A 21,323-nucleotide genomic window follows, 5' to 3' on the forward strand; every position below is an offset into this window, starting at 1 on the left:
GAAGGGCGAGCGAAGCGAGTAATGCTCATGTACAAAAATTCACTCCGCTTCCTCGCCTGCTTTCGCCTTGCAGGTCTCTAGCTCGCTAGAGCTTGAGCGAAACCTGAGAGTACATATCTGAATAAAAACGGGAGGCCAATGGCCTCCCGTTTTGCTGAATCCTGCTGACGATTATTTCGCCTGGTAAATGATCCCAGGGCTGCATTGCACCATCTGATAGTGGCTCGGTAGACCATTGAGCGCTTCAGAGGCGCCGAGGAACAAATAACCACCGGGCTTCAACATCGCATGAATGCGGGTAAGGATGTCTTTCTTCACCTCAGCCGAAAAGTAGATCAATACGTTACGGCAGAACACCACATCGAATTTCCCCAGGCTGGCGTAGCTGTCCAACAGGTTAAGCGCACGAAACTCAATGCGACTGCGAATGGCCGGTTTGACCACCCAGCGCCCCGGCCCTTTAGGGTCGAAATAACGCTGCAGACGCTCCTGGGAGAGACCGCGCCCCATCGCCAGGCTGTCGTATTCGCCAGACTTACAGTTAATCAACATTGTCGGCGAAAGGTCGGTGGCAACAATCTGCACGCCCCCCTTGAGTTGACCGATATTGGTCTTCTCAAATTCGTCGATGGTCATCGACAGCGAGTATGGTTCCTGACCGGAAGAGCAAGCTGCCGACCAGATACGCAGACGCTGACCCGGGCTGGCCTTGATCATCTCCGGCAGTACGCGCTTCTTCAGCACCTCGAAGGGGTATGTATCGCGAAACCAGAGGGTTTCGTTGGTGGTCATGGCATCAACCACTTGCTCACGCAAACCGCTGCGCGGCTGGCTCTGCATGCGCTGCACCAGCTCACCCAGGGTCTTGATGTTGTTCTGTTCCATCAACTTGTTAAGCCGACTGGAAACCAGATACTGCTTATTAGTACCCAGCAGAATGCCGCAGGCTTTTTCCAAGAACGTCCGGAACTGCTCGAAATCCAAATTACCTGTAGACACTCAAGAGGCCTCGACGAACATATATTTAACTGAGGGCCTGGCCCTCAGTCCCCTGCCGCAATATTGATGCGGTCAGCTACCCGTGCTGCCAAGTCATCCGGGCGAAATTTTGCGAGGAAATCATCCGCGCCCACCTTCTTCACCATAGCTTGGTTAAACACACCCGATAACGAAGTATGCAGGATGATGTGCAGCTTTTGCATACGCGGATCAGCGCGGATCTCCGCCGTCAGCGTGTAGCCATCCATTTCCGGCATCTCGATGTCGGAAATCAGCATCAAAAACTCCTCTGCAGGATTTTTGCCTTCTTCCACCATCGCCTTCAGATATTCCAACGCCTGACGACCGTCATTCAGCGCTACAACCTCAACGCCCACGGTTTCCAGACAACGGGTTACCTGCTTGCGCGCCACCGATGAGTCGTCGCAGGTCAGCACGCGCTTGGTCACCGCACGCGCCTGTGTCTGAGCGTCCAAAACACCTTCGGAGATGACTTCTGATGTTGGCGCTACCTCGGCGAGAATTTTCTCGACGTCGATAATTTCAACCATCTTGTCGTCCAGATGGGTAACGGCCGTCAGGTAGTGATCGCGCCCGGTGCCCTTGGGTGGCGGATGAATCGACTCCCAGTTCATGTTGACGATGCGCTCAACCGAATGAACCAAAAAGCCCTGAACCTTGGTGTTGTATTCCGTGATGATGACAAAGCTGTTGTCGATATTGGCCAGCGGCGCACTGCCGGTCGCCATGGACAAATCAAGAATTGGAATAGTGCCGCCCCGGATGCTGGCTACACCACGAACAACGGGGCTCGATCTCGGCATGATGGTGAGTTTGGGGCACTGCAGCACCTCCTTCACCTTGAACACGTTTATCCCATATAACTGGTTGCCGTTTAGACGGAACAGCAACAACTCCAAGCGATTCTGCCCAACCAACTGAGTTCGCTGGTTAACCGAATCCATCACACCGGCCATACCCAAACTCCTCTTTGAGTAACAATTTGCTGTCAGCGTAGCAGGCGGCACGCGCCTTGCTACCCAACCCATATGAACATTCAAACGACAACTAACCGACGCCCATTGCCAAAGCACCGTCACTGGCTGGCAGTTGTACCCGCTTTGCTGGTACTCGGCTATAGCGCATTGGCCGCGGCCAGCGCCACGCTACCTGAACAACTTATCGGCGCTGGCGAAGCGTTTCTTGAGCAAACGGTGAGTGATTATTTAAAACGTGGCAACATTGCCGGCCGCCATGAGATTCAAATTAACCGGCTCGACCCCCGCTTGCGCCTCCCACTGTGCGCACAGCCGTTGACCACCACACTGGAAAGCCCTGCCGAACCGATTGGCCGGGTGACGCTACGCGTGCGCTGCGACAGTGATGCGCCATGGATGGTATTTGTCCCCGGGCAAGTACGCCTATACCGCGAAGTGGTGATTGTTAATCGGCCGCTGAAACGCGACAGTTTGCTGACTGATACCGATATTGTGCTGGGCGAGCGGGATGTCGGCCTGCTGAATCAGGGTTATCTCACCGCACTTGAGCAGGCTATCGGCAAGAAATTGACGCGCCCAGTGCTGCCGGACCAAGTACTGGCACCGATTCATGTACAAATTGCCGAGGCCATACGCAAAGGGGACCAGGTGATTATCAGCGCTCGCAGCGCTGGCATCAGCGTGCGTATGCCCGGTGAAGCCTTGTCGGACGGCACAGTCGGTCGGCAGATTCGGGTGCGTAACCAACGCTCTAATCGTGTGATCAGGGCCCGTGTAGTGGGGCCTGGACAGGTTGAGGTGGCCATGTAGGCAGGCTGCTTGTTTTAGCTTTGTGTGCACAGTGAGCTGACGATTATCCGCACTGTGTTTAGACTGTTAGCTGACGCACACTTTTGCCCTAAAGTTTTCCCAGGCAATGCCGACAACCAGGCAAGCGTCCACATACTGTTCGAGGTTTTGCATCATGGTCATTGATATCAACCGGCTCAACAATGCCGCAACGCCAGCCAATTCAGGGCGGGCGGGCAGTGCACAAGCAGGCGGCCAGAACCAAGCCATCGGCACTAAACAACCTGGCAACGCAGCCAGCGCCGAACAAGCAAAACCCGCTGACAAGAGCGGTGAGTCCGTCCAGCTGAGCCGCGAGGCCCAGCAGCTGCAACAGGTCAGCGAAAAGCTGCGCGATCAGCCGAGCGTCGATAACGAACGCGTCGCCAAATTGAAACAGGCGATTGAAGACGGCAGCTACCAGATCGATAACCAGCGCGTCGCCAGTAAACTGCTTAATTTCGAATCCCAGCGTTAGTCTCCGGGCTATGCTGGGGTAATTGGTCGCCCAATAGGCACTTCATGCTACGCACTGAAGCGTCTATTACCCCGAAGAGCCCGCAATGCAAGACACCAGCCTGCTTGAACTGTTCACCACTGATATCGGCACCGCCGAGCAGTTGCTTGAATTAATCGACACTGAATTCCAAGCCCTCAGCGATCGCGACCTCCCCCGCCTGCAGAGCATACTGACCGATAAGCTGCCGCTGCTGACGCTGCTCGACCAGCACGGCAAAGAACGCAGCCAGCTGCTCGTCAGCCTCAACCTCAGCCCTGACCGTGAAGGTTTACAGGCACTTGCCGCGCAATCCAGTCATGGCGAACTGCTGCTGGAGCGCGGCGATCAGCTTAGCGCCCTACTCGAACGCTGCCAGACCGCCAACCTGCGTAATGGTCGACTGATTCGCTCCAGCCAGGCCTCAGCCAACAGCATGCTGGGTATTCTGCGCGGCAACGAAACACCCAGCCTCTATGACAGCCGTGGCGGTGCCGCTAGAACCGGCCAGCAACGCCCACTCAGCCAGGCCTAAACCTAATAAAAGGCATAAGAGACTTACTGTCATATAGCCAGTATTCTAGCGCCACAGCATTTGCCCGGAGAGTTACGGACCGTGTCCAGCCCTTTTAGCCAGGAAGATGGCCCGCAGCCACCCAAGGTGCTCAAGGCACCGGTGGAAATAGTTGCCAACCTGCGCCAACTGCAACAAGCCAATGACCCACTGATCATCACCTTCCACGAACGCAATCAACGCTTTCAGAGCTATGTGATCGAGGTTGATCGCGACAAAAACCTGCTGATTCTTGATGAGTTGATGCCGAGCGATGGTGAGCGTTACTTAGTCAATGGCGAAGCCTTCTCTGTGGAAGCGTTCCACGAAGGTGTGCGCGTGGCCTGGCAATGCGAGCAGAACGTGCGCATTACTGAGCATCAAGGGGCACGCTGCTATTTCAGCCCGATGCCGCCTGAAATGACCTACCACCAACGCCGTGGAGCCTTTCGTGCACCGCTCAAGCAAAGCGAAGCGATCAAGGTAGAGTTGGCCGGCGACAAACTGCGCACCACGCTAGCTGGCGAACTACTGGATATATCAGCAACCGGCTGCAAGCTGCGCTTTCCCGGCAGCCTTGGCAGCAACCTGCAAGCCGGCCAGGTGTATGAGCGCTTTACGGCAAGATTTCCGTTCGGCGCCATGACCACTCCTCTAGAAGTGCGGCATGTGCTATTTGACGAGAAGCTGGACACTACCTTTATTGGCGCACGCTTTCATCGCATCGGTGGCCAGGAGCAGCGTTTAGTCGAGCGCTTCGTCTACCAGTTACAACGCGAAGCGCGCCGCTTCGAAAGCGACGGGCTGTTCTAACGGCCTAGAGGGCGATGTTCAGCGCCGCCAGGCGCGAAAGATCCTCGGGCCGGTCCACGTCCCACAATGCAGGCAGCAGCGCCGGATGACAGTCCAGCTGCTGCAAGCGCTGCAGCGTCATATTGAAGACCTCCTCGGTTCCCCACGGCATGTCACAGAACAAGGTGGTATGCATGCTGCGCAACCCCAGCAGCACATAACCGCCATCTTCGGCCGGGCCAATCACCACAGGCTGCTGCTGCAACGCACTGCAGGCTTGCTGCAGATATTCGCCGTCGAGCGCGGGACAGTCATTACCGATCAGGACCACCGCATCACTCTCCGCCAACCCCAAGATGGCAATGCGACGCATGCGTTCGCCCAAATCACCAGCCGGCTGCTCGACCAAGGTCCAACCAAGGCGTTGCGCCAGCGCCTTCAGCTCTGCGCTGGGCAAATCATCCAACCACAAAAAGCGCTCGCTAAAGCCATGAGCAGGTAACTGCAAGGCGCGCTCCAGCAACAGTTGCTGCAGGTCACAGGCCCCCTGAGCACCTAGTGCTGGAATCATGCGCGTCTTTACGCGCCCCGCCACTGGGGCGCGCGCCAGCATGTGCAATGAGATGGACAGGTTCATAGGATTGACCCTCGGCGATACTGTCGAGCCAGTTTTTCCGGGCTAACGCCACAGTAATAGGCCAGACGCAGGCACCACATCAACAATACGGTACGCCAGATTCCGTGCTGCTCCCAGCGCCGGCTGGACGTCGATAAGGGCGGACGCAAACAACGCGGTCGGGCCTGCTTCTTCAAACGCCGGCACAGCTGCAAGTCTTCCATCAGCGGGATCTGCGCATAGCCGCTCAACGCCTCGAAGCGTGCCCGCTCAACAAAGATGCCCTGATCACCCGAGGCGACGCCGGTAAGACGTGAACGCAAACTGATCATCCAGCCAATCACCCATAACGCCAGACCGGATCCGGACAATCGCACATCAAAACGCCCCCACAACGGCCGCTCGTGAAGTACTTCCTGTAACCGTTTGACTGACGCAGCACTAACCCGTGTATCGGCATGCACAAACCACAGGTAATCACCCTGAGCGGCAAGCGCGCCGGCATTCATCTGCAACGCACGGCCGGGGGCTGTACTGAGCAGCTGGTCAACCCGTCCGCGCGCCAACTCACAGGTGCCATCACTGCTGCCCGCGTCGACCACAATTAACTCAGCGCCGGCTGCGCGAAGCGCGGCCAGATCATCGAGCAAAGCCGGCAGCGCCTGAGCCTCATTGCGTACCGGGATTACCACGCTGAGCAACCTGGTCATACGCGCTCTGCCGGCTCAGTTTCAGGCTCGGCGTCCGGCGCCGCACTGTGGTCGTGCATCTGCTCTTGCACCACGTGTTCATCGACGCGCGGGTCGAGCGCCGCCGTCAACGGCGAACTGGTGGTGCTGTCTGGCATCGGGATGTGATGCAGCGGCGCATCGTCAACCTGGTGCAAGTTAGTGACCTTCGCAGGCCTTACGCACAGCACCAGAATCAGGGCGCATACGCTGACGAAGGCATACAGCATGTTAGCCCCGAGAAAGCGCATCAGCACGCCGGCCAGCAGCGGCCCGATACTGGCACCAACACCAAAGGTCACTAACAACATGGCCGTGAGAGACACCCGTCGTTCGGCCTCAACGTGGTCATTTGCCAGCGCCACCGCCAGTGGGTAGAGACTGAACTGCAGCGCCGACACGACAAAACCACCGACAAATAAAAGCACCAGACCCACCTGCGGCATAAGCGCCAACGGCAACGCGGCTAGTACTAGCAACGCGGCACATGCCCGAATCAGATAAACCCGGTCACGGCGATCCGACAGCCAGCCCAATGGCCACTGCACCACCAGGCCGGCGATGATGCAGCTGCCCATAAACAGACCAATCTGCTCAGTGGATAAGCCCATGCGCGTGCCATACAGCGGCGCCAGACCGTAGAAAGCACCAATCAACAACCCCGCAACCACGATGGCGGTCAGCGACAGGGGCACGCGGTCGATAAAAAAGCGCATTTCCAGCGGAGCCGGATGCAAAGGCGCGGGGTGTAATTTACGGGTCAGGGCCACCGGCACTAGGCACAGGGCGAAACACAACGCCACTAACATCAGCAGCTCAAGGCCGAGAGTCGGGTGCACGACCAGCACCAGCTGACCAAGGATCAAACCGAGGTAGGACGCCCCCATATAGCCAGCAAATACCTGACCGCGCTGAGTGGTTTCGGCCTGCTCATTAAGCCAGCTCTCGATCACCATGTACTGACACATCATGCCCAGGCCGACCAGCACCCGCAGCAGCAACCAGCTGGGAAGCCAGTCACTGAGGCCGTGTCCAAGTACCGCGGCGGTCACCACCCCGGCACAGGCAACATAGGCACGAATATGACCGACCCGCGCGATCAACCGGTGCCCCAGCTTGCCACCCAACACCAGACCCAGGTAGTTGGCTGCCATCAGCGCCCCGACCCATAAACCATCCGCCGTTTGCGCCAAGCGCAATGCCAAGTAGGTACTCAACAAGCCCGAGCCCAACAGCATCAATAAGGTGGCGAAATACAGCGAACTGAATGATTTGAGGATCAAAGTCATGGGGCGGCAGGTAACTCCATATAGCGCCGCCGAGCAAAGTTCGGCGGTTAGGTTTTAGACGTGAGCGGCCAATACACGGCGCTCCCACGGGGTGATTTCATCAAAGAAGCTGGTGAGTTCCAAGGTCTTGCTGGCGATGTAGCCATCGATGAATTCTTTACCGAATAACCCCAGCGCCAACTCACTGCGCTCAAGACGTTCAATTGCAGCATGCATGGTACAGGGTAGCGTTAAATTATCCGGCACCTCGAACTCGCCTTGCATCTGCGCACTGGGTTGCAGCTGTTGCTCGATTCCATAAAGCCCGGCCGCCAGGCTGGCGGCAAGGGCCAGATAGGGATTGGCGTCAGCACCCGGCAAGCGGTTTTCCACTCTACGGGCAACGGGCGCGCTGGCCGGAATACGCAGCCCAGCAGCGCGATTATCCTCTGACCAACAGGCATTGTTCGGTGAGGCATATGGGTGACAAAGGCGCTGGTAGGAATTTACATGCGGCGCGAACAATAGGGTGAAGTCAGCCATGGCCGCCTGCTGACCACCGATAAACTGATAGAACGCCGGCGTCGCCTGGCCGTCAGCTGCACTGAAAATATTCTGCCCACTGCCCTGCTCCACCACGCTCTGATGAATGTGCATGGAGCTGCCCGGTGTGTGCGCCAATGGCTTGGCCATGCACACCACATTTAGCCCATGCTTGAGCGCGACTTCCTTGAGCAAGTGTTTAAACAGGAAGGTCTGATCCGCCAGCACCAGCGGATCGCCGTGCAACAGGTTGATCTCAAACTGGCTAACGCCCATCTCGTGCATAACGGTATCGCGTGGCAAGCCCAGGGCCGCCATACACTGATAAACCTCATGGAAAAACGGCCGCAGACCGTTATTGGAGCTGACGCTAAATGCCGAACCACCGTCCTCGCGCCGACCATCCAGCCCGAGCGGCGGTTGAAACGGCTGCAGCGGATCGGCATTGCGGGCAAACACAAAAAATTCCAACTCAGTGGCCACTATCGGCTGCCAACCATGAAGGGCATAGCGTGCGATCACCTGCTTGAGCAGCCCACGGGTCGACAAACCCGAGCTGCGCCCGTCCAACTCATCAGCATCGCAGATGGCCAGCGCCCGAGGCGTTTCACTCCAGGGCAGCCGATGAATCTGCGTGGGTTCGGCATTTAACGCCAGATCGCCGTCATCAGAGCCGTAGAAACGCGCAGCCGGATACCCGCCCATGATGCACTGCAGCAGCACCCCGCGCGCCAACTGCAAGCGCCGCCCCTGTAAAAAGCCTTCCGCCGTCATCACCTTGCCGCGCGGCACACCATTCAGATCAGGCGTCACACACTCAACCTCATCAACACCACGCAACAGTTCAACCAGGGCGGCGCGCTCGGGGGTACTCATTTGCTGTTGTCCTTATTAATGCAAGAAGCCATTGCCAGACGGCAGGGCGTACAAAATACGCACCGGCCGTTCGATATTTCAAGCAAGGCCACATTGGCTGCCTAGCGCCGAGGTTTATGGCGCATAAATAATCGATTAATTCGATATTAACTGACGTGTCACCCCACACGTCAAAGCATTACTAAATCCTTTAAAAAACAAGATAATCATTTGATTTATAAGCACTTAAACCAACTATCAATGATGTCGATGATTACCATGAACAGCCTGTACTTCTTCATCAAATTTTTATCCGTATCATTAGCTCCCTAACCACTTACCCCGCTCTCACGAGGAGCTTGAACATGAAAAAGCACATTCTCACTGCCGTAATCCTGACCAGCCTGTCCGTCCATGCCTTTGCTTTGCCGCAGAACAACCCGCAACCACTGCTGGGTGAAATACAGGACAGCAACGTAAAAACCCTGATGGGCCTTGGTAACAACCTGCAGACCGAAGGTGGCGCCGAGCGCACCCATGAGCGTCAGATGGATCGTCTGCGTGTAGCGGAAGGCGGCGCTGACCGTGTACATCAGCGTCAGATGGACCGCCTGCGCCTGGCAGAAGGCGGTGCTGAGCGCCTGAGCGAGCGTCAGCAACAGTTGAAGCGTACAAGCTAAGCCAAACCCGGCTATACCCCCACGCCTAAAGCACTCACGAGGTGCTTTAGGCGTTTAAGGCCGCTTCTAACTGTGCCAAGCGCTGCTCCAGCTCAGCGACTCGCGCCTCCAGCGCTTCGACTCGCCCCTCCTGCGACGAGCTACTCGACGCCCGGCCTGGCTCATTGATCTTGGCCGCAAGCGCTGCCTGTAAATCAGCAGGATCGCCCAGCACATGCATATAACGCTCTTCACGCTGCCCAGGTTGACGCGGTAGCAGGCATGCCAGCTCACGGCTGATCAGGCGCTCAAGGTGATGCTGCACCTGCTCGACATCCTCAAAATCATGCATACGGCTGGTGCGCGTCAGCAACTCATTCAGGGTCTGCGGGCCGCGCAATAGCAGCAAGCCGAGCAACACCACTTGAGCGGCTACCAGCTCCAGCGCCTTGTCCACGCGGTGCTCCCAGCGATCCGCCCGGCTGCCCATCACCAGGCGCGCCATTCCTCGCCCCTCCAAGCTGCGCAACGCTTGTCCGACCTGCCCGGCAGTTAGATTCAGCACCGGCTCACGGCTGGTTTTCTGATTGCAGGCCAGCACCAGGGCATTCAGTGTCAGGGGATAGGTTTCCGGAGTGGTTAACTGCTTTTCAATCAAACAACCCAAGACCCGCGCCTCGGCAAGGGTCAAGCTGGGTATCGCCGCTTCACCCACAGATTCATCAGACATAGCAACCTCAGCACCTTGAAGAAGCCCTAGCCTAGCCCGCCTGACTGCTGGTTGATAGAGAGCTGCCACCGGGCGGCAGCCAATGCATCGCTGCAGGTAAACCACGGCGGCTGTGCTAAAGTCGCGCGCTATTTTTCAGCGCGGTCCTGTTTTATCCCCGCGAAAAACCTCGTAACGCGCACTGCGCGCCATGCATCCAGCCGCTCGGGCTTACCAGCTCTGTCGGCAATAGAAGAGATCGCAGGCCCGCTCGCCCAGTAGAGATGCCCGTAATGTCCCCTGCTCAACACCCACTTTTACTCCTGCTCAACCGCACTAGTCTGGTGCTGCAAATTGCCATCGGTTTGCTGGCGGGTATCGCCCTTGCGCTGTTCCTGCCTGATGCGGCGGCCAGTGTTAGCCTGCTTGGCACCGTCTTCGTTTCGGCGCTCAAAGCGGTGGCCCCCGTACTGGTGTTCGTGCTGGTAGCGGCGTCGATTGCCAACCATCAACACGGCCAACAAACCCACATCAAGCCCATTCTGATGCTGTACCTGATCGGCACTTTCAGCGCTGCGCTGATTGCGGTGGCCGCCAGCTATGCCTTTCCTTCAAGCCTGACCCTGGTCAGTAACAGCGCCGAGTTGTCGCCACCCGGCGGCATCAGCGAAGTGCTGAAGACCCTGCTGCTGAACGTGGTGGACAACCCGGTCAACGCGCTGCTGAAGGGTAACTTTATTGGCATCCTGGCCTGGGCCATCGCCCTGGGCTTTGCCTTCCGGCATGCCAGCCCAACCAGCAAGCAGATGCTCGCCGACCTCTCCAATGGGGTGACCAGCATTGTTAAATTGGTGATTCGCCTTGCGCCACTCGGGGTCTTCGGCCTGGTGGCGGCCACCCTGGCTGAGTCCGGTATGTCGGCCCTACTCGACTACCTGCACCTGCTGCTGGTGCTGGTGGGCTGCATGCTGTTTGTGGCCTTGGTCAGCAACCCGGCGATTGTCTACTTCAAGACCCGTCGCAACCCTTACCCTCTGGTACTGACCTGCCTGCGTGAAAGCGGCCTGACGGCATTCTTTACCCGCAGCTCGGCCGCCAATATCCCGGTGAACCTGCAGCTGTGTGAGCGCCTGGGCCTGCATAAAGAAACTTACTCAGTTTCGATCCCGCTGGGCGCGACCATCAACATGGCCGGCGCAGCCATCACCATTACCGTGCTGACTCTGGCCGCCGTTAACACCCTGGGCATCGTCGTTGACCTGCCGACGGCATTGCTGCTGAGCTTGCTCGCCTCCATCAGCGCCTGTGGCGCGTCGGGTGTTGCCGGCGGCTCGCTGCTGCTGATCCCCCTAGCGTGCAGCCTGTTCGGCATTCCCAACGATGTGGCCATGCAGGTGGTGGCCGTCGGCTTTATCATCGGCATCGTGCAGGACGCGGCGGAAACGGCACTGAACTCCTCCACTGACGTCCTGTTTACTGCGGCAGGTTGCATGGCCGACCAGCCACGCAGCTAAACACGCTTCACAACGCCGTACAGGAAAAGGCTTACCCCGCGGGTAAGCCTTTTTATTGGCCAGCCGATAAACGACGCCGCGACAACGTTTGAATAGCGCAATGTTTGCGGTAGGCTTTGCCGCTTCTTTATTAGGAGTAACACCCATGGCCCGCGCCACTGCCCGTCACATCCTGGTTGCCAGCGAAGACAAGTGCAACGAACTGAAAGCCGCAATCGAAGGCGGTGCTGACTTCGCCCAAGTTGCCAAAGACAACTCCAGCTGCCCATCTAGCCGCAGCGGCGGCGACCTTGGCTCGTTTGGCCCAGGCCAGATGGTTAAAGAATTCGACACCGTAGTGTTCAGCGCCCCGGTCAACGTGGTGCAAGGCCCGGTGAAAACCCAGTTCGGTTATCACCTGCTGGAAGTGACCAGCCGCCAGGACTGATACTGCCGACTCGCTGGGCTGCCTAGGCCCAGCGAGCTGCCTGTTTTCGCGCAGCGCCAGCCAGGCGCCATAGCGCTGATCAACAGTCGCAAGCCGTGGGGCATAGCCAGGTATACTCGCCGGCCTTTTCCTCTCGCACCCGCGGACATTGCCATGACCCACTCCCCAGCCGCTGAACCCACTCTCGCCGTTCAGACTGCCGACAGCACCTTGCCGCCCAGCGATGCAGCTGTAGCACCGGAAAAACCCCGTGGCTTCGCCTCCCTGTTTAGCGCCGCCAAGGCTGCATCCGGTAAAGCCGATGACCAACCCTGGCACCAAAAGGGTAATAAATCCGCCCATGAAAAGAAGATCGGCGCAGCCCCCAGCGGCACCCGTCGCTCCATGGGCAAACGTTAAGCGCCCTACCCCAGTCGCGCGCGTAAGCGCACCTGCAGCCAGCCGCCAAACACATTCAGCAGCAAGCCGAGCATGACCAGCAGCGCGCCCACGAGTTGCAGGGTGCTCAGGTGCTCATCGAGCAACACGGCCGCCGAGGTAATCCCCACCACCGGCACCAGCAGGGAAAACGGCGCCACCTGGCTGGCCGGATAGCGCGACAGCAGGAGGCTCCACAGGCCATAGCCGAGGATGGTCGCGCCGAATGCCAGGTAGGCCAGCACCAGCAGCGTATCCAGATTGATAGCGCGCAGCGCGGTTTCGATCACCGCCGGCCCTTCCAGCAGCCAAGACAGCGCAAAAAACGGCAGCGGCGGCACCAGGCTGCCCCACACCACCAACCCCACCAGATTCACCTTACCCAGCTTGCGCGTGACGATATTGCCCAGCGCCCACATCGCGGCGGCGCAGAGCGTCAGCAGAAAGCCGGCCAGCGTCATCAGCCCATTGCCCTTCAAACCAATCAGCAGCAAACCGCAGGCGGCCACCAACAAACCAAACAGATTGGCCAGGCGAAAGCGCTCACCGAGGAACATCACGGCGAACAGCAGGGTAAAGAAGGCCTGCGACTGCAGCACCAGCGAGGCCAAGCCGGCCGGCATGCCGACCGACATGGCCGAGAATAGAAACGCGAACTGCCCCAGCGAGATGGTCAATCCATAGGCCAGTAACCAGCGCAGCGGGATCTGCGGACGCTTGATAAACAGCACCGCAGGAAATGCCGCCAACAAAAATCGCAGTGCCCCCAACAGCATCGGCGGCATGTCATCCAGGCCGATCTTGATCACCACGAAATTCATGCCCCAGACGATGATGACCACCAGGGCCAGCAGTAGATCCTTGGGTAACATAACGCGGTCTCCTGACAGGCAAAGGGTCATTAAACCAGCAGCGCCTGCCCGGCCCCCATTACAGTTACAGCTGAATCCAGGCACACAGTCGTCCATAGATGAAGAAATAGCTTGTTCGTGGCACTGCACGCATAACGCGCCCCCTCGATTGGCGCATTTTTCTAGCGCCGCCTTGAGCGATTCGCCTGCCCAGGGATGGCATCATGCCGGTTTGCAGCGCCACGCTGGCGCCACTTTCGCGAGGAGTGACGATGGACAGCAACCGTCTCAGCGCAAACATCTACAGCAAGCTGGTCAATGAGGAGGATGCGCGGGTCTGCAGCGATATCGACGAGCAGGCCTGCCGCGCTGTGCCGGGCAACTTCTTGCTGATGATCCTCAGCCACTTCTTCAGCAAACTGGGTGACGCCCTGGCCAACCCGAAGGTGGTGCTGCCCTGGGTGATGGAAGCCCTGCAGGCGCCGCTTTACCTGATCGGCTTTCTGGTACCAATCCGCGAGTCTGGCTCGCTGATCCCACAGCTGTTTATCGCCAGCTACATCCGCGCGGTGGCCGTGCGCAAATGGGTCTGGGTTCTGGGCAGCCTGATGCAAGCCGCCGCTGTCGGTGCCATCGGTCTGGTGGCGTGGACGCTGGACGGCGTGGTAGCAGGCTGGGCGATCATTGGCCTGCTGGTGCTCTTCAGCCTGGCTCGCGGTTTGAGTTCGGTGGCCTCGAAAGATGTACTCGGCAAGACCATCCCGAAAACCCGACGCGGCCAGGTCAACGGCTGGTCGGCTAGCGCCGCCGGGCTGGTCACCGTCGCTTTGGCCCTAATGCTGTTGTTCAGCAGTACGGCTCAACTGCCACCGCAAGCCTACGGCCTGCTACTGGCCGGTGCAGGCCTACTGTGGCTGATCGCCGCGGCCATTTACGCGCGCATCAGCGAGCAGCCAGGAGCGGTCGAGGGCGGTGGCAATGCCGTAGTCGAGGCGCTGAAGCGCCTCGCTATTCTGCGCAGCGACCGTCCCTTCCGACGCTTCGTCATAACCCGCGCACTGATGCTGTGTTCGGCCCTGAGCGCGCCGTATTACGTGGTGCTGGCCCAACAGAAACTCGGCTCGGCCGCCAGTACACTGGGCCTGTTCATGCTCGCCAGCGGCGCCGCCAGCCTGATCTCGGCACCACTGTGGGGACGCTTTGCCGACGTGTCTAGCCGCCGGGTGATGATCCTCGCGGCCGGGCTGAGCGCAGGCCTCGGCCTACTGGTCTACCTGCTCGACAGTTTGCAACCGACCTGGCTGGCCATTGGCTGGATGCTGCCGGCACTCTACTTTGGCCTGAGCATTGCCCACCAAGGCGTGCGCATCGGCCGTAAGACTTATCTGGTCGACCTGGCGCAAGGCAACCGCCGCACCGATTACGTGGCGGTGAGCAATACCTTGATCGGCCTGATACTGCTGCTGCTCGGTTTCGCCGGAGCCCTGGGTACGGTCATGACAATCAGCCAGATCATTCTGTTGCTGTCAGTGCTTGGCGCCTTTGGCGCGGTGATGGCCACCGTTCTGCCAGAAGTGGAATAACAGCCGGAAAGGTTCGCCGCACTTACTGCAACGCACGCAGCAACTATCCCCATAGCCTGAGCACCACCCCTCGACGCCCCCATGCTGCATTGAGGGGGTGCCAGCGAACCGCAGACCGACTAAAATCCGCAGCTGACCTGAGCCAGCCTGCCGGCGGTCGGCCCAACAATTCGTCTGGCCGTCCACTTCCTGCGCAGACACACGACTCATCCGACTGTACAGACCGAGAGAGCACCCATGGGCGCACAATGGAAAGCCAAACCTAAAGAAGCCGCTGCCAACGCCAGAGGCAAGATCTTCGGCCGGCTGGTCAAAGAGATCATGATCGCCGCGCGTAACGGCGCTGATCCAGACCTGAACCCCAAGTTGCGCTTGGCTATTCACCAGGCAAAAAAAGCCTCGATGCCCAAGGAAACCCTCGACCGCGCGATCAAGAAAGGCGCCGGCCTGCTGGGCGATACCGTGACCTATCACGCGGCCACTTACGAGGGCTTCGCCCCGCATCAGGTGCCAGTGATCATCGAATGCCTGACTGACAACATCAACCGCACCGTGGCGGAAGTACGCGTGCTATTCCGCAAGGGCCAGATGGGCGCATCCGGCTCGGTGACCTGGGATTTCGACCACGTCGGCATGATCGAAGCCTCGCCAGAAGGCGACGCCGATGCCGAGTTGGCGGCGATTGAAGCCGGTGCACAAGACTTTGAGCCGGCAGATGAAGGCGGCACGCTGTTTATCACCGAGCCGACAGACCTCGACGCCGTATGCCGCGCCTTGCCGGAACACGGCTTTAGCGTCAATGCGGCCAAGCTCGGCTATATGCCGAAAAACCCGGTCAGCAGCCTGACGGCCGAACAGCTCGAAGAAGTCGAAGCGTTTCTTGAAGCGCTCGACGCCCATGATGACGTGCAGAACGTCTATGTCGGGCTTTCCGGCTAACTCAGCGGTTGCCTCAGGCTCGCCGGGCAGGACGCCCAGCGAGCCTATAAGCGGCGCCAGCGTTCGCGCCCAGTTCAGCGCACGGGCCGATTCGCCGCCCCATCGCGCCACAAAGCGAGTAGAATCGCCGGCCGCCGCGCCATCAGCGCCCGGCGTGTACACAAGGACGTTGCCCCACAGGAGTTTTACCGTGCACAAAATTCTCACTCTGGCTGCGTGCCTATTGCTCGGCGCCTGCGCCAGCAACCCGCAGACGGTCTACCAGCAAGACGTTGTGGCGGGCACCAGCCCAATGGCCAAAAGCACCCTGGAGGCCATCCATAACAGCAAAGCCATCCCGCTGCCGCTCGACCCCGGCCTGCTGGCTCCGCAGTGGCCGATTAGCGCCGACGAACCGCGCCTGGACTTTGGCAGCTCGATCTCTAACTACCGGATCTTTTCCCTGCAGCTGAAGAAGGGTGAACGCTACACCCTTAACGTGCGCTCGCTGTGCAACAAGCCCTGCCTCGGCGTGAGCAAGTTCGCCCTGAAACCGCGCGCCATGTTGCTGGATGCCTACGGCGCCGTGATTGCCGACAAACCCTCGCACGCCTCGACAGCAATCGGGCAGATCAGCCTGAGCTGGGACGGTGAAGCCACAGAAGATGGCACCTACTACCTGCTCGTGGCCGCCGATAACGACGACCTCGGTCAGACCATCGTGATCGACGATGTATGGGTGAACAACTCCCCCCTGATGGCGGTCAAGGTGGACATGCACAGCTCGCCATTCGGCACCGTCAGTGCATTCTCCAGCCCTCGCAAAGACTGAGCCAGCACCCGGCGAGCGACACACGCTCGCCGCTCCCTCCAATGAGCGCGGCTTAACCGTCAAGCCTATCCATTGACCCTGAGCAAGATGCTCCGCCCCTGGCGCTTTAGCCTATGCCGATGACTTTCTGAGGGTTCGCCCTCCAACTGCCATCGACGAGGTCTTCATGAGCATCACCTCTACTCACATTTGCGCGGCGGCCGACCAACTGCAGGGTTTTGTCGGTTTCAATGCCAAGACCGGGCGCTACATCGTACGTTTTTCTGAAGACTCCTTCGGCCTCGACGTACTCGAACAGAGCATCACACCCACCTGCGAATTCGTCTGGCGCGCCTTTGACGGCGAACTGATGAACCTCGACCGTGCGCGCCTGCAACTGCTGCTAGAACAAAACATCGATGATCGCCTGGCCATCAGCGAGCCGCTACGGGTTTACGTGCGCCGCGCTGACCTCCCGGAGATCAGCGCCGAGCGCCGGCGCCTTAGCGCTTAAACCCCGGTTAACACAACGCGCTGCGCCATGGCCGAATAAGCCGTTGGTTGTTCACTTACACCCTAACAGTCGCAGCGCTCGGCAGACTAAGCTCGCCTGGTTGATGTTATTCGCCCAGGAGCCTGCCGAATGTTCGATGTGCTGATCAAGAATGCGCTGTTTTTCGATGGCAGCGGCACGCCGGGAGTGCTGCGCCACCTGGGCATCCGTGAGGGTAAATTGGCGTGCATCAGTGCCAGCGCCCTGGATGAAAGCGGCTGCGGCCAGGTCATCGACGCCAGCAACCGTTGGGTCACGCCCGGCTTTATCGACATGCACACCCACTATGACGCGGAACTGGTGGCGGCGCCCGCGCTCAAGGAATCCGTGCGTCATGGCGTGACCACCGTGATGATCGGCAGCTGCTCGATCAGCATGGTGCTGTCCAGCCCCGAGGATTGCTCGGATCTGTTCACCCGCGTTGAGTCGGTGCCGCGCGAACATGTGCTGCCGTTGCTCCAGGCGCGCAAGACCTGGAACAGCGCTAGCGAATTCGCCGCCTTTCTCGATCAACACCCGCTGGGGCCGAATGTCTGCTCCTTTCTCGGCCACTCCGACCTGCGCGTTGCCGTCATGGGTTTGGAACGCGCCGTCGATGCCAAGGTGCGCCCCAGTGAACGCGAACTGCAACAAATGGAACGCCTGCTGGAAGAGGCGCTGGATGCCGGCCTACTCGGCCTGTCGAGCATGACCAATCCCTGGGACAAGCTCGACGGCGACCGCCAGCGCTCGAAATCCCTGCCCTCGGTGTATGCGCCCTGGGCCGAATACGCGCGACTGAACAAGATCCTGCGGCGGCGCGGACGCATCCACCAGGGCGCGCCAAATCTGGTGACCAAATTCAATGTGCTGGCCTTTCTCTGGGCCAGCATCGGCGGCGGGTGGCGCAAACCGCTGAAGACCACCCTGATCACCCTAATGGACGTCAAAGCCGACCCTTGGCTGGCGCCTGTGCTTGGCCCGCTTACCCGCTGGATCAATCGCCTGACCCGCGCGGACTTTCGCTGGCAAACCCTGCCGGTGCCCTTCGAAACCTATGCCGACGGCATGGAGTTCGTGGTGTTCGAGGAGTTTCCCGCCGGCCAGGCCGCTCTGCACCTAGCCAGCCACGACCTGCGCAGCCAGCTGTTTCAAGATCCGGACTACCGCCGACGCTTTCGCCAGGATGTGGAGAAGAAATTCGGCCCACGGGTCTGGCACCGCGACTTTGACGACGCGTGGATTGTCGACTGCCCAGACGCCAGCGTGGTCGGCAAAAGCGTTGGCGAACTGGCCAAGGCCCGCAATGAACACCCGGCCGATCTGTTTCTTGACCTGCTGGTGGCCCATGGCCCGCGCCTGCGCTGGCGCACTCTGATCGCCAACCACCGCCCCGAGGTGGTGGAAAAACTGGTGTGCGAACCGAGCACGCTGATCGGCTTTGCCGACTCCGGCGCGCATATCCGCAATATGGCCTTCTACAACTTCGGTGTGCGCCTGCTCAAGTTGGTGCGCGATGCCGAACTGCGTGGCCAGCCGGTGATGCCGATCGAAACCGCAATCTGGCGCCTGACCGGCGAGCTGGGTGAGTGGTTCGACATTGACGCCGGCAGGCTCTACGAAGGCGCACGGGCTGACCTGGTGATTATCGACCCCAGCGCACTGGATGAATCCCTGGCCAGCTACCAAGAGGCGCCCATGGAAGCCTTCGGCGGTTTGCAACGCATGGTCAACCGTGGCGCGGCAGTGGATGCGGTGCTGATCAACGGGCGCATTGCCTTTCAGCATGGCGAATGTGCCCACGACCTCGGGCAAAAACACGGTTATGGGCAATTTTTACGCAGCCGCTAACGCCTTCAACTGAAGCCTAGCGATAGTCCTACAGGCTGGCATACTGTGCGCCGCACAGACCGGTGGGCCGCCCACCCTGTATGCTGAAAGGACGCCAATAATAATGTACAAAATGCCTGCAAAGGCCCTCTACCGCTGGCTTCTAGGCCTGCTACTGCTCAGCCTGCTGCCCCCGCTATACGCTGATGAGGCGGGCGTTATTCACTACCCCCGGCGTACCGAGGGTGAAGAGTTTCGTTCCTCCTATGAGCTGGCTCAACTGCAACTGGCACTGGAAAAAGCCGGCAGCTCTTTGCGCCTGGAGCCCTCGTACTACAGCATGGAGCAGGAGCGCGCACTGGTTAACCTGGAGCATAACGAGCGCCTCGATGTGGTCTGGAGCATGACCAGCCGTGAGCGCGAACAACGCCTGCTGCCTGTGCGCATTCCGCTGGATAAGGGTTTGTATGGCTGGCGCATTGCCCTGCTGCCCAGCAGCCGCGCCGAGCTGCTCAAGGATGTGCGCACCCTCAACGACCTGCGCCCGTTCTCCGCCGGTCAAGGGCACGATTGGCCGGACACTGACATTCTTCGCAGCAATGGCTTGCCTGTCACCATTTCAGCCAATTACGGCAGCCTGTTTCACATGCTCCAGGCGCAACGCTTCGATTACTTTCCGCGCTCGGTGATCGAACTCTGGGATGAGCTTAAACACCCACGCAGCAAGCAGCTGGTTGCCGACCAGCATGTGCTGCTGCACTACCCCGCCGCGATGTATTTTTTCTTCTCGCGCCAACGCCCAGAGCTGGCGCAAACCGTGCGCCTCGGTTTGCAGCGGGCGATTGCCGATGGTTCATTCGAGCGCCTGTTCCAGGAGCATTTCGCAGCCGACCTGCAGCGCGCGCAACTGCACAAGCGTCAGGTCATCGAGCTGCAAAACCCTTTTCTGCCGGGCGCCACGCCCTTGCAGCGACGCGAGCTGTGGTTCACTCCCGTGCCGACGAAACGCTAGACGGTTGAGCCAAAGTGGCCTGCACAACCGCACGGCTGTGTGCGCCGAACCGTTTAAACAGCGCCTGCAGCAAGTGCTCCAACAGCGGGTCAGCGGCAACCGGAGCCAACTGATTGCCCGCACTGAACCCTGCAGCAGCAACCGGCTTGCGTGCCAGCCACTGGCCAATCACCTCATCCAAGGCATCGGCGCTGGCGTAGGACTCGGCGGCCACCACCTGCTGCGCGTAGTCCGCTGAATACGCGGGATAGCTGCCTGGCGGGGCCTGTGTATAAGCCTGTAACAGTGGCGCGGCGGCCTGCTCCGCCATCAATTGCTGCATACGCTGAAGTTGGTATTCCTCGAGAGCCGTATGCCGGTCCGCCACACGGGCAATGGCGGCCAGACGATCGTCGGGATAGCCCAAAGCGCCTTTGAGGGCAATCAGCATCAACTCGGGCGTGGTGAAGCCCGGCACGGTCTTGGCGTGGTAGGGCTGGGTCAGGTCCTGCATGTAGTGCAGCGCCCAGCCGAGAAAACGATACCCCCAATAGTCATGCCCGCTGGCCAGGGCCAGCCGTGCCAGGCCGGTGTATTGGTAGATGCGCCAGTGCGGCAGGGTGCGCCGCAGGTAGGGCGCCGCCTGAAACACCAGCGCCGGTTCGTGGTAGTAACCGATATGGAAAGGGGCTTGGGAGGAATACTCGAAGCGCGCATCACCAAACGGCTGCTCGCCAAAGTTGTACTGCCCGCCGACTTCGCCGGGGTTGTTGCTGAACAGGTTGATATCGTGGCCATAGTCCGGCTCATCAGCCGCACTGCTGAGCACCTGCACGGCACTTACCGCCTCGCCCGGCTGCAAGGCCAGATAACGCCAATGGCTCCAGGGGCCAAGCTTGCGAAATACCAGCACCTGTTCAGCCGCCAGCCGCGCCCTCCCCTCATCCGCCTGCCCCGGTAATTGCTGGACAAAGCCGGCCAGACGAATCTGCGGATTAATCCGCAGTGCATGCAGGAATGCGCTGCGCCTGTCGGCCGGGGCAGTCGCAAGGGCGCTAAAGCGCAACGCATCAGGGCGCGCCGGGTAATCGGGGAAGTGCGCGCGGGCAAATGCCTCCTGCTCATCCAGCAACTGCTCAATGGCCGGCGCCTGATCATCGAGAAACGCCTGCAACGGCTGGTAATTCAGCGTGCGCTGCAACTGCGGCAGTGCCTGCAACGCCAACTGACTGCCGAGCGAGTGATTGGACCAGGCCAGGGCGTTTAACGGCTGACAGGCCAAGCAACAGGCAGATAGCAACAGCAACAATGGCTTCACGGCGACTCCGACGCAGGTAGCAGGGCAAAGAGCCATAGCCTAACGCCTGGGCCGCTACCTGGCACTGTCGTATCAAGTCAGCCCACT

At 59.6% G+C, this 21,323-nt stretch carries 23 protein-coding genes; 14 read left to right on the forward strand and 9 right to left on the reverse strand.

Annotation, left to right across the window (positions count from 1 at the left end):
• Positions 1–171: 171 nt before the first annotated feature.
• Both cheR and N1078_RS03600 read right to left on the reverse strand, forming a co-directional pair.
• Entirely contained in the window at positions 172–999 is an 828-nt protein-coding gene (gene cheR, locus N1078_RS03595; protein WP_274086829.1) for a protein-glutamate O-methyltransferase CheR, read from the reverse strand.
• 44 nt (positions 1,000–1,043) lie between these two features.
• Positions 1,044–1,976, reverse strand: a complete 933-nt coding sequence (locus N1078_RS03600; RefSeq protein ID WP_274086830.1) for a chemotaxis protein CheV — start codon at positions 1,974–1,976, stop codon at positions 1,044–1,046.
• 72 nt (positions 1,977–2,048) lie between these two features.
• Here N1078_RS03600 and flgA point away from each other — a divergent pair, with 72 nt between their 5' ends.
• The 4 genes from flgA to N1078_RS03620 all read left to right on the forward strand — a co-directional run bounded on the left by flgA (position 2,049) and on the right by N1078_RS03620 (position 4,687).
• Positions 2,049–2,807 carry a flagellar basal body P-ring formation chaperone FlgA gene (gene flgA, locus N1078_RS03605; protein ID WP_274086831.1) on the forward strand — a complete coding sequence of 253 codons (759 nt, stop codon included), beginning with the start codon at positions 2,049–2,051 and terminating at the stop codon, positions 2,805–2,807.
• 154 nt (positions 2,808–2,961) lie between these two features.
• On the forward strand, positions 2,962–3,303 hold the full coding sequence (flgM, locus tag N1078_RS03610; RefSeq protein ID WP_274086832.1) for a flagellar biosynthesis anti-sigma factor FlgM: 342 nt from the start codon (positions 2,962–2,964) through the stop codon (positions 3,301–3,303).
• Between the two features lie 85 nt (positions 3,304–3,388).
• The gene (locus N1078_RS03615; RefSeq protein WP_274086833.1) at positions 3,389–3,856 is read left to right on the forward strand and encodes a flagella synthesis protein FlgN; all 468 of its coding nucleotides are present in this window, start codon (positions 3,389–3,391) and stop codon (positions 3,854–3,856) included.
• 81 nt (positions 3,857–3,937) lie between these two features.
• Complete coding sequence (locus N1078_RS03620; RefSeq protein ID WP_274086834.1) at positions 3,938–4,687, forward strand: flagellar brake protein; 750 nt, start codon at positions 3,938–3,940, stop codon at positions 4,685–4,687.
• Between the two features lie 4 nt (positions 4,688–4,691).
• Here N1078_RS03620 and N1078_RS03625 read toward each other — a convergent pair whose 3' ends face one another.
• The 4 genes from N1078_RS03625 to N1078_RS03640 are packed head-to-tail and all read right to left on the reverse strand — an operon-like array spanning position 4,692 to position 8,595.
• A complete protein-coding gene (locus N1078_RS03625; RefSeq protein WP_274086835.1) occupies positions 4,692–5,303 on the reverse strand; it encodes a TIGR04282 family arsenosugar biosynthesis glycosyltransferase in 612 nt (203 codons plus the stop codon).
• Entirely contained in the window at positions 5,300–5,992 is a 693-nt protein-coding gene (locus tag N1078_RS03630) for a TIGR04283 family arsenosugar biosynthesis glycosyltransferase (RefSeq protein WP_274086836.1), read from the reverse strand. Before N1078_RS03630 ends, N1078_RS03625 begins: the two co-directional genes overlap by 4 nt.
• A complete protein-coding gene (locus N1078_RS03635) occupies positions 5,989–7,299 on the reverse strand; it encodes an MFS transporter (RefSeq protein ID WP_274086837.1) in 1,311 nt (436 codons plus the stop codon). Before N1078_RS03635 ends, N1078_RS03630 begins: the two co-directional genes overlap by 4 nt.
• Positions 7,300–7,353: 54 nt before the next feature.
• Positions 7,354–8,595: a glutamine synthetase family protein gene (locus N1078_RS03640; RefSeq protein WP_274086996.1), complete on the reverse strand. Its 1,242-nt coding sequence runs from the start codon at positions 8,593–8,595 to the stop codon at positions 7,354–7,356.
• Positions 8,596–9,041: 446 nt separating this feature from the next.
• On the opposite strand from N1078_RS03640, the gene N1078_RS03645 reads away from it, so the two are divergent.
• A complete protein-coding gene (locus N1078_RS03645) occupies positions 9,042–9,356 on the forward strand; it encodes a hypothetical protein (RefSeq protein ID WP_274086838.1) in 315 nt (104 codons plus the stop codon).
• A 46-nt stretch (positions 9,357–9,402) separates the two neighbouring features.
• On the opposite strand, the gene N1078_RS03650 is transcribed toward N1078_RS03645, so the two are convergent.
• Entirely contained in the window at positions 9,403–10,065 is a 663-nt protein-coding gene (locus N1078_RS03650; RefSeq protein ID WP_274086839.1) for a YceH family protein, read from the reverse strand.
• A gap of 272 nt (positions 10,066–10,337) precedes the next feature.
• Here N1078_RS03650 and sstT point away from each other — a divergent pair, with 272 nt between their 5' ends.
• The 3 genes from sstT to N1078_RS03665 all read left to right on the forward strand — a co-directional run bounded on the left by sstT (position 10,338) and on the right by N1078_RS03665 (position 12,384).
• A complete protein-coding gene (gene sstT, locus N1078_RS03655) occupies positions 10,338–11,558 on the forward strand; it encodes a serine/threonine transporter SstT (protein WP_274086840.1) in 1,221 nt (406 codons plus the stop codon).
• 145 nt (positions 11,559–11,703) lie between these two features.
• On the forward strand, positions 11,704–11,985 hold the full coding sequence (locus N1078_RS03660; RefSeq protein WP_274086841.1) for a peptidylprolyl isomerase: 282 nt from the start codon (positions 11,704–11,706) through the stop codon (positions 11,983–11,985).
• A gap of 153 nt (positions 11,986–12,138) precedes the next feature.
• Positions 12,139–12,384, forward strand: coding sequence for a hypothetical protein (locus N1078_RS03665; RefSeq protein ID WP_274086842.1), 246 nt, complete (start codon positions 12,139–12,141; stop codon positions 12,382–12,384).
• A gap of 5 nt (positions 12,385–12,389) precedes the next feature.
• Here the strand turns inward: N1078_RS03665 and N1078_RS03670 are convergent, their stop codons facing one another.
• Positions 12,390–13,274 carry an EamA family transporter gene (locus N1078_RS03670; protein WP_274086843.1) on the reverse strand — a complete coding sequence of 295 codons (885 nt, stop codon included), beginning with the start codon at positions 13,272–13,274 and terminating at the stop codon, positions 12,390–12,392.
• Between the two features lie 251 nt (positions 13,275–13,525).
• Here N1078_RS03670 and N1078_RS03675 point away from each other — a divergent pair, with 251 nt between their 5' ends.
• The 6 genes from N1078_RS03675 (at position 13,526) to N1078_RS03700 (ending at position 19,939) form a co-directional block, all read left to right on the forward strand.
• Positions 13,526–14,836 (forward strand): MFS transporter, encoded by a 1,311-nt coding sequence (locus N1078_RS03675; RefSeq protein ID WP_274086844.1) that lies wholly within the window; start codon positions 13,526–13,528, stop codon positions 14,834–14,836.
• 237 nt (positions 14,837–15,073) lie between these two features.
• Entirely contained in the window at positions 15,074–15,775 is a 702-nt protein-coding gene (locus N1078_RS03680) for a YebC/PmpR family DNA-binding transcriptional regulator (RefSeq protein ID WP_274086845.1), read from the forward strand.
• Between the two features lie 190 nt (positions 15,776–15,965).
• Positions 15,966–16,586, forward strand: coding sequence for a hypothetical protein (locus N1078_RS03685; RefSeq protein WP_274086846.1), 621 nt, complete (start codon positions 15,966–15,968; stop codon positions 16,584–16,586).
• Between the two features lie 166 nt (positions 16,587–16,752).
• Entirely contained in the window at positions 16,753–17,079 is a 327-nt protein-coding gene (locus tag N1078_RS03690) for a DUF2025 family protein (protein ID WP_274086847.1), read from the forward strand.
• A 129-nt stretch (positions 17,080–17,208) separates the two neighbouring features.
• Positions 17,209–18,948, forward strand: coding sequence for an N-acyl-D-amino-acid deacylase family protein (locus N1078_RS03695; RefSeq protein WP_274086848.1), 1,740 nt, complete (start codon positions 17,209–17,211; stop codon positions 18,946–18,948).
• A gap of 103 nt (positions 18,949–19,051) precedes the next feature.
• The gene (locus N1078_RS03700) at positions 19,052–19,939 is read left to right on the forward strand and encodes a hypothetical protein (RefSeq protein ID WP_274086849.1); all 888 of its coding nucleotides are present in this window, start codon (positions 19,052–19,054) and stop codon (positions 19,937–19,939) included.
• Here the strand turns inward: N1078_RS03700 and N1078_RS03705 are convergent.
• Complete coding sequence (locus tag N1078_RS03705) at positions 19,914–21,236, reverse strand: phospholipase (RefSeq protein ID WP_443218081.1); 1,323 nt, start codon at positions 21,234–21,236, stop codon at positions 19,914–19,916. The genes N1078_RS03700 and N1078_RS03705 overlap by 26 nt on opposite strands.
• Between the last annotated feature and the right edge of the window lie 87 nt (positions 21,237–21,323).

The organism is Pseudomonas sp. MIL19, from assembly GCF_028680365.1.
GTDB lineage: Bacteria > Pseudomonadota > Gammaproteobacteria > Pseudomonadales > Pseudomonadaceae > Aquipseudomonas > Aquipseudomonas spirodelae.

Excerpts from the sequence above, each read along its gene's own strand:
- N1078_RS03600 (WP_274086830.1), bottom strand. The coding sequence starts at position 1,976 with ATGGCCGGTGTGATGGATTCGGTTAACCAGCGAACTCAGTTGGTTGGG.
- flgA (WP_274086831.1), top strand. The coding sequence starts at position 2,049 with ATGAACATTCAAACGACAACTAACCGACGCCCATTGCCAAAGCACCGT.
- flgM (WP_274086832.1), top strand. The coding sequence starts at position 2,962 with ATGGTCATTGATATCAACCGGCTCAACAATGCCGCAACGCCAGCCAAT.
- N1078_RS03615 (WP_274086833.1), top strand. The coding sequence starts at position 3,389 with ATGCAAGACACCAGCCTGCTTGAACTGTTCACCACTGATATCGGCACC.
- N1078_RS03625 (WP_274086835.1), bottom strand. The coding sequence starts at position 5,303 with ATGAACCTGTCCATCTCATTGCACATGCTGGCGCGCGCCCCAGTGGCG.
- N1078_RS03630 (WP_274086836.1), bottom strand. The coding sequence starts at position 5,992 with ATGACCAGGTTGCTCAGCGTGGTAATCCCGGTACGCAATGAGGCTCAG.
- N1078_RS03635 (WP_274086837.1), bottom strand. The coding sequence starts at position 7,299 with ATGACTTTGATCCTCAAATCATTCAGTTCGCTGTATTTCGCCACCTTA.
- N1078_RS03640 (WP_274086996.1), bottom strand. The coding sequence starts at position 8,595 with ATGACGGCGGAAGGCTTTTTACAGGGGCGGCGCTTGCAGTTGGCGCGC.
- N1078_RS03645 (WP_274086838.1), top strand. The coding sequence starts at position 9,042 with ATGAAAAAGCACATTCTCACTGCCGTAATCCTGACCAGCCTGTCCGTC.
- N1078_RS03650 (WP_274086839.1), bottom strand. The coding sequence starts at position 10,065 with ATGTCTGATGAATCTGTGGGTGAAGCGGCGATACCCAGCTTGACCCTT.
- sstT (WP_274086840.1), top strand. The coding sequence starts at position 10,338 with ATGTCCCCTGCTCAACACCCACTTTTACTCCTGCTCAACCGCACTAGT.
- N1078_RS03660 (WP_274086841.1), top strand. The coding sequence starts at position 11,704 with ATGGCCCGCGCCACTGCCCGTCACATCCTGGTTGCCAGCGAAGACAAG.
- N1078_RS03665 (WP_274086842.1), top strand. The coding sequence starts at position 12,139 with ATGACCCACTCCCCAGCCGCTGAACCCACTCTCGCCGTTCAGACTGCC.
- N1078_RS03670 (WP_274086843.1), bottom strand. The coding sequence starts at position 13,274 with ATGTTACCCAAGGATCTACTGCTGGCCCTGGTGGTCATCATCGTCTGG.
- N1078_RS03675 (WP_274086844.1), top strand. The coding sequence starts at position 13,526 with ATGGACAGCAACCGTCTCAGCGCAAACATCTACAGCAAGCTGGTCAAT.
- N1078_RS03680 (WP_274086845.1), top strand. The coding sequence starts at position 15,074 with ATGGGCGCACAATGGAAAGCCAAACCTAAAGAAGCCGCTGCCAACGCC.
- N1078_RS03690 (WP_274086847.1), top strand. The coding sequence starts at position 16,753 with ATGAGCATCACCTCTACTCACATTTGCGCGGCGGCCGACCAACTGCAG.
- N1078_RS03695 (WP_274086848.1), top strand. The coding sequence starts at position 17,209 with ATGTTCGATGTGCTGATCAAGAATGCGCTGTTTTTCGATGGCAGCGGC.
- N1078_RS03700 (WP_274086849.1), top strand. The coding sequence starts at position 19,052 with ATGTACAAAATGCCTGCAAAGGCCCTCTACCGCTGGCTTCTAGGCCTG.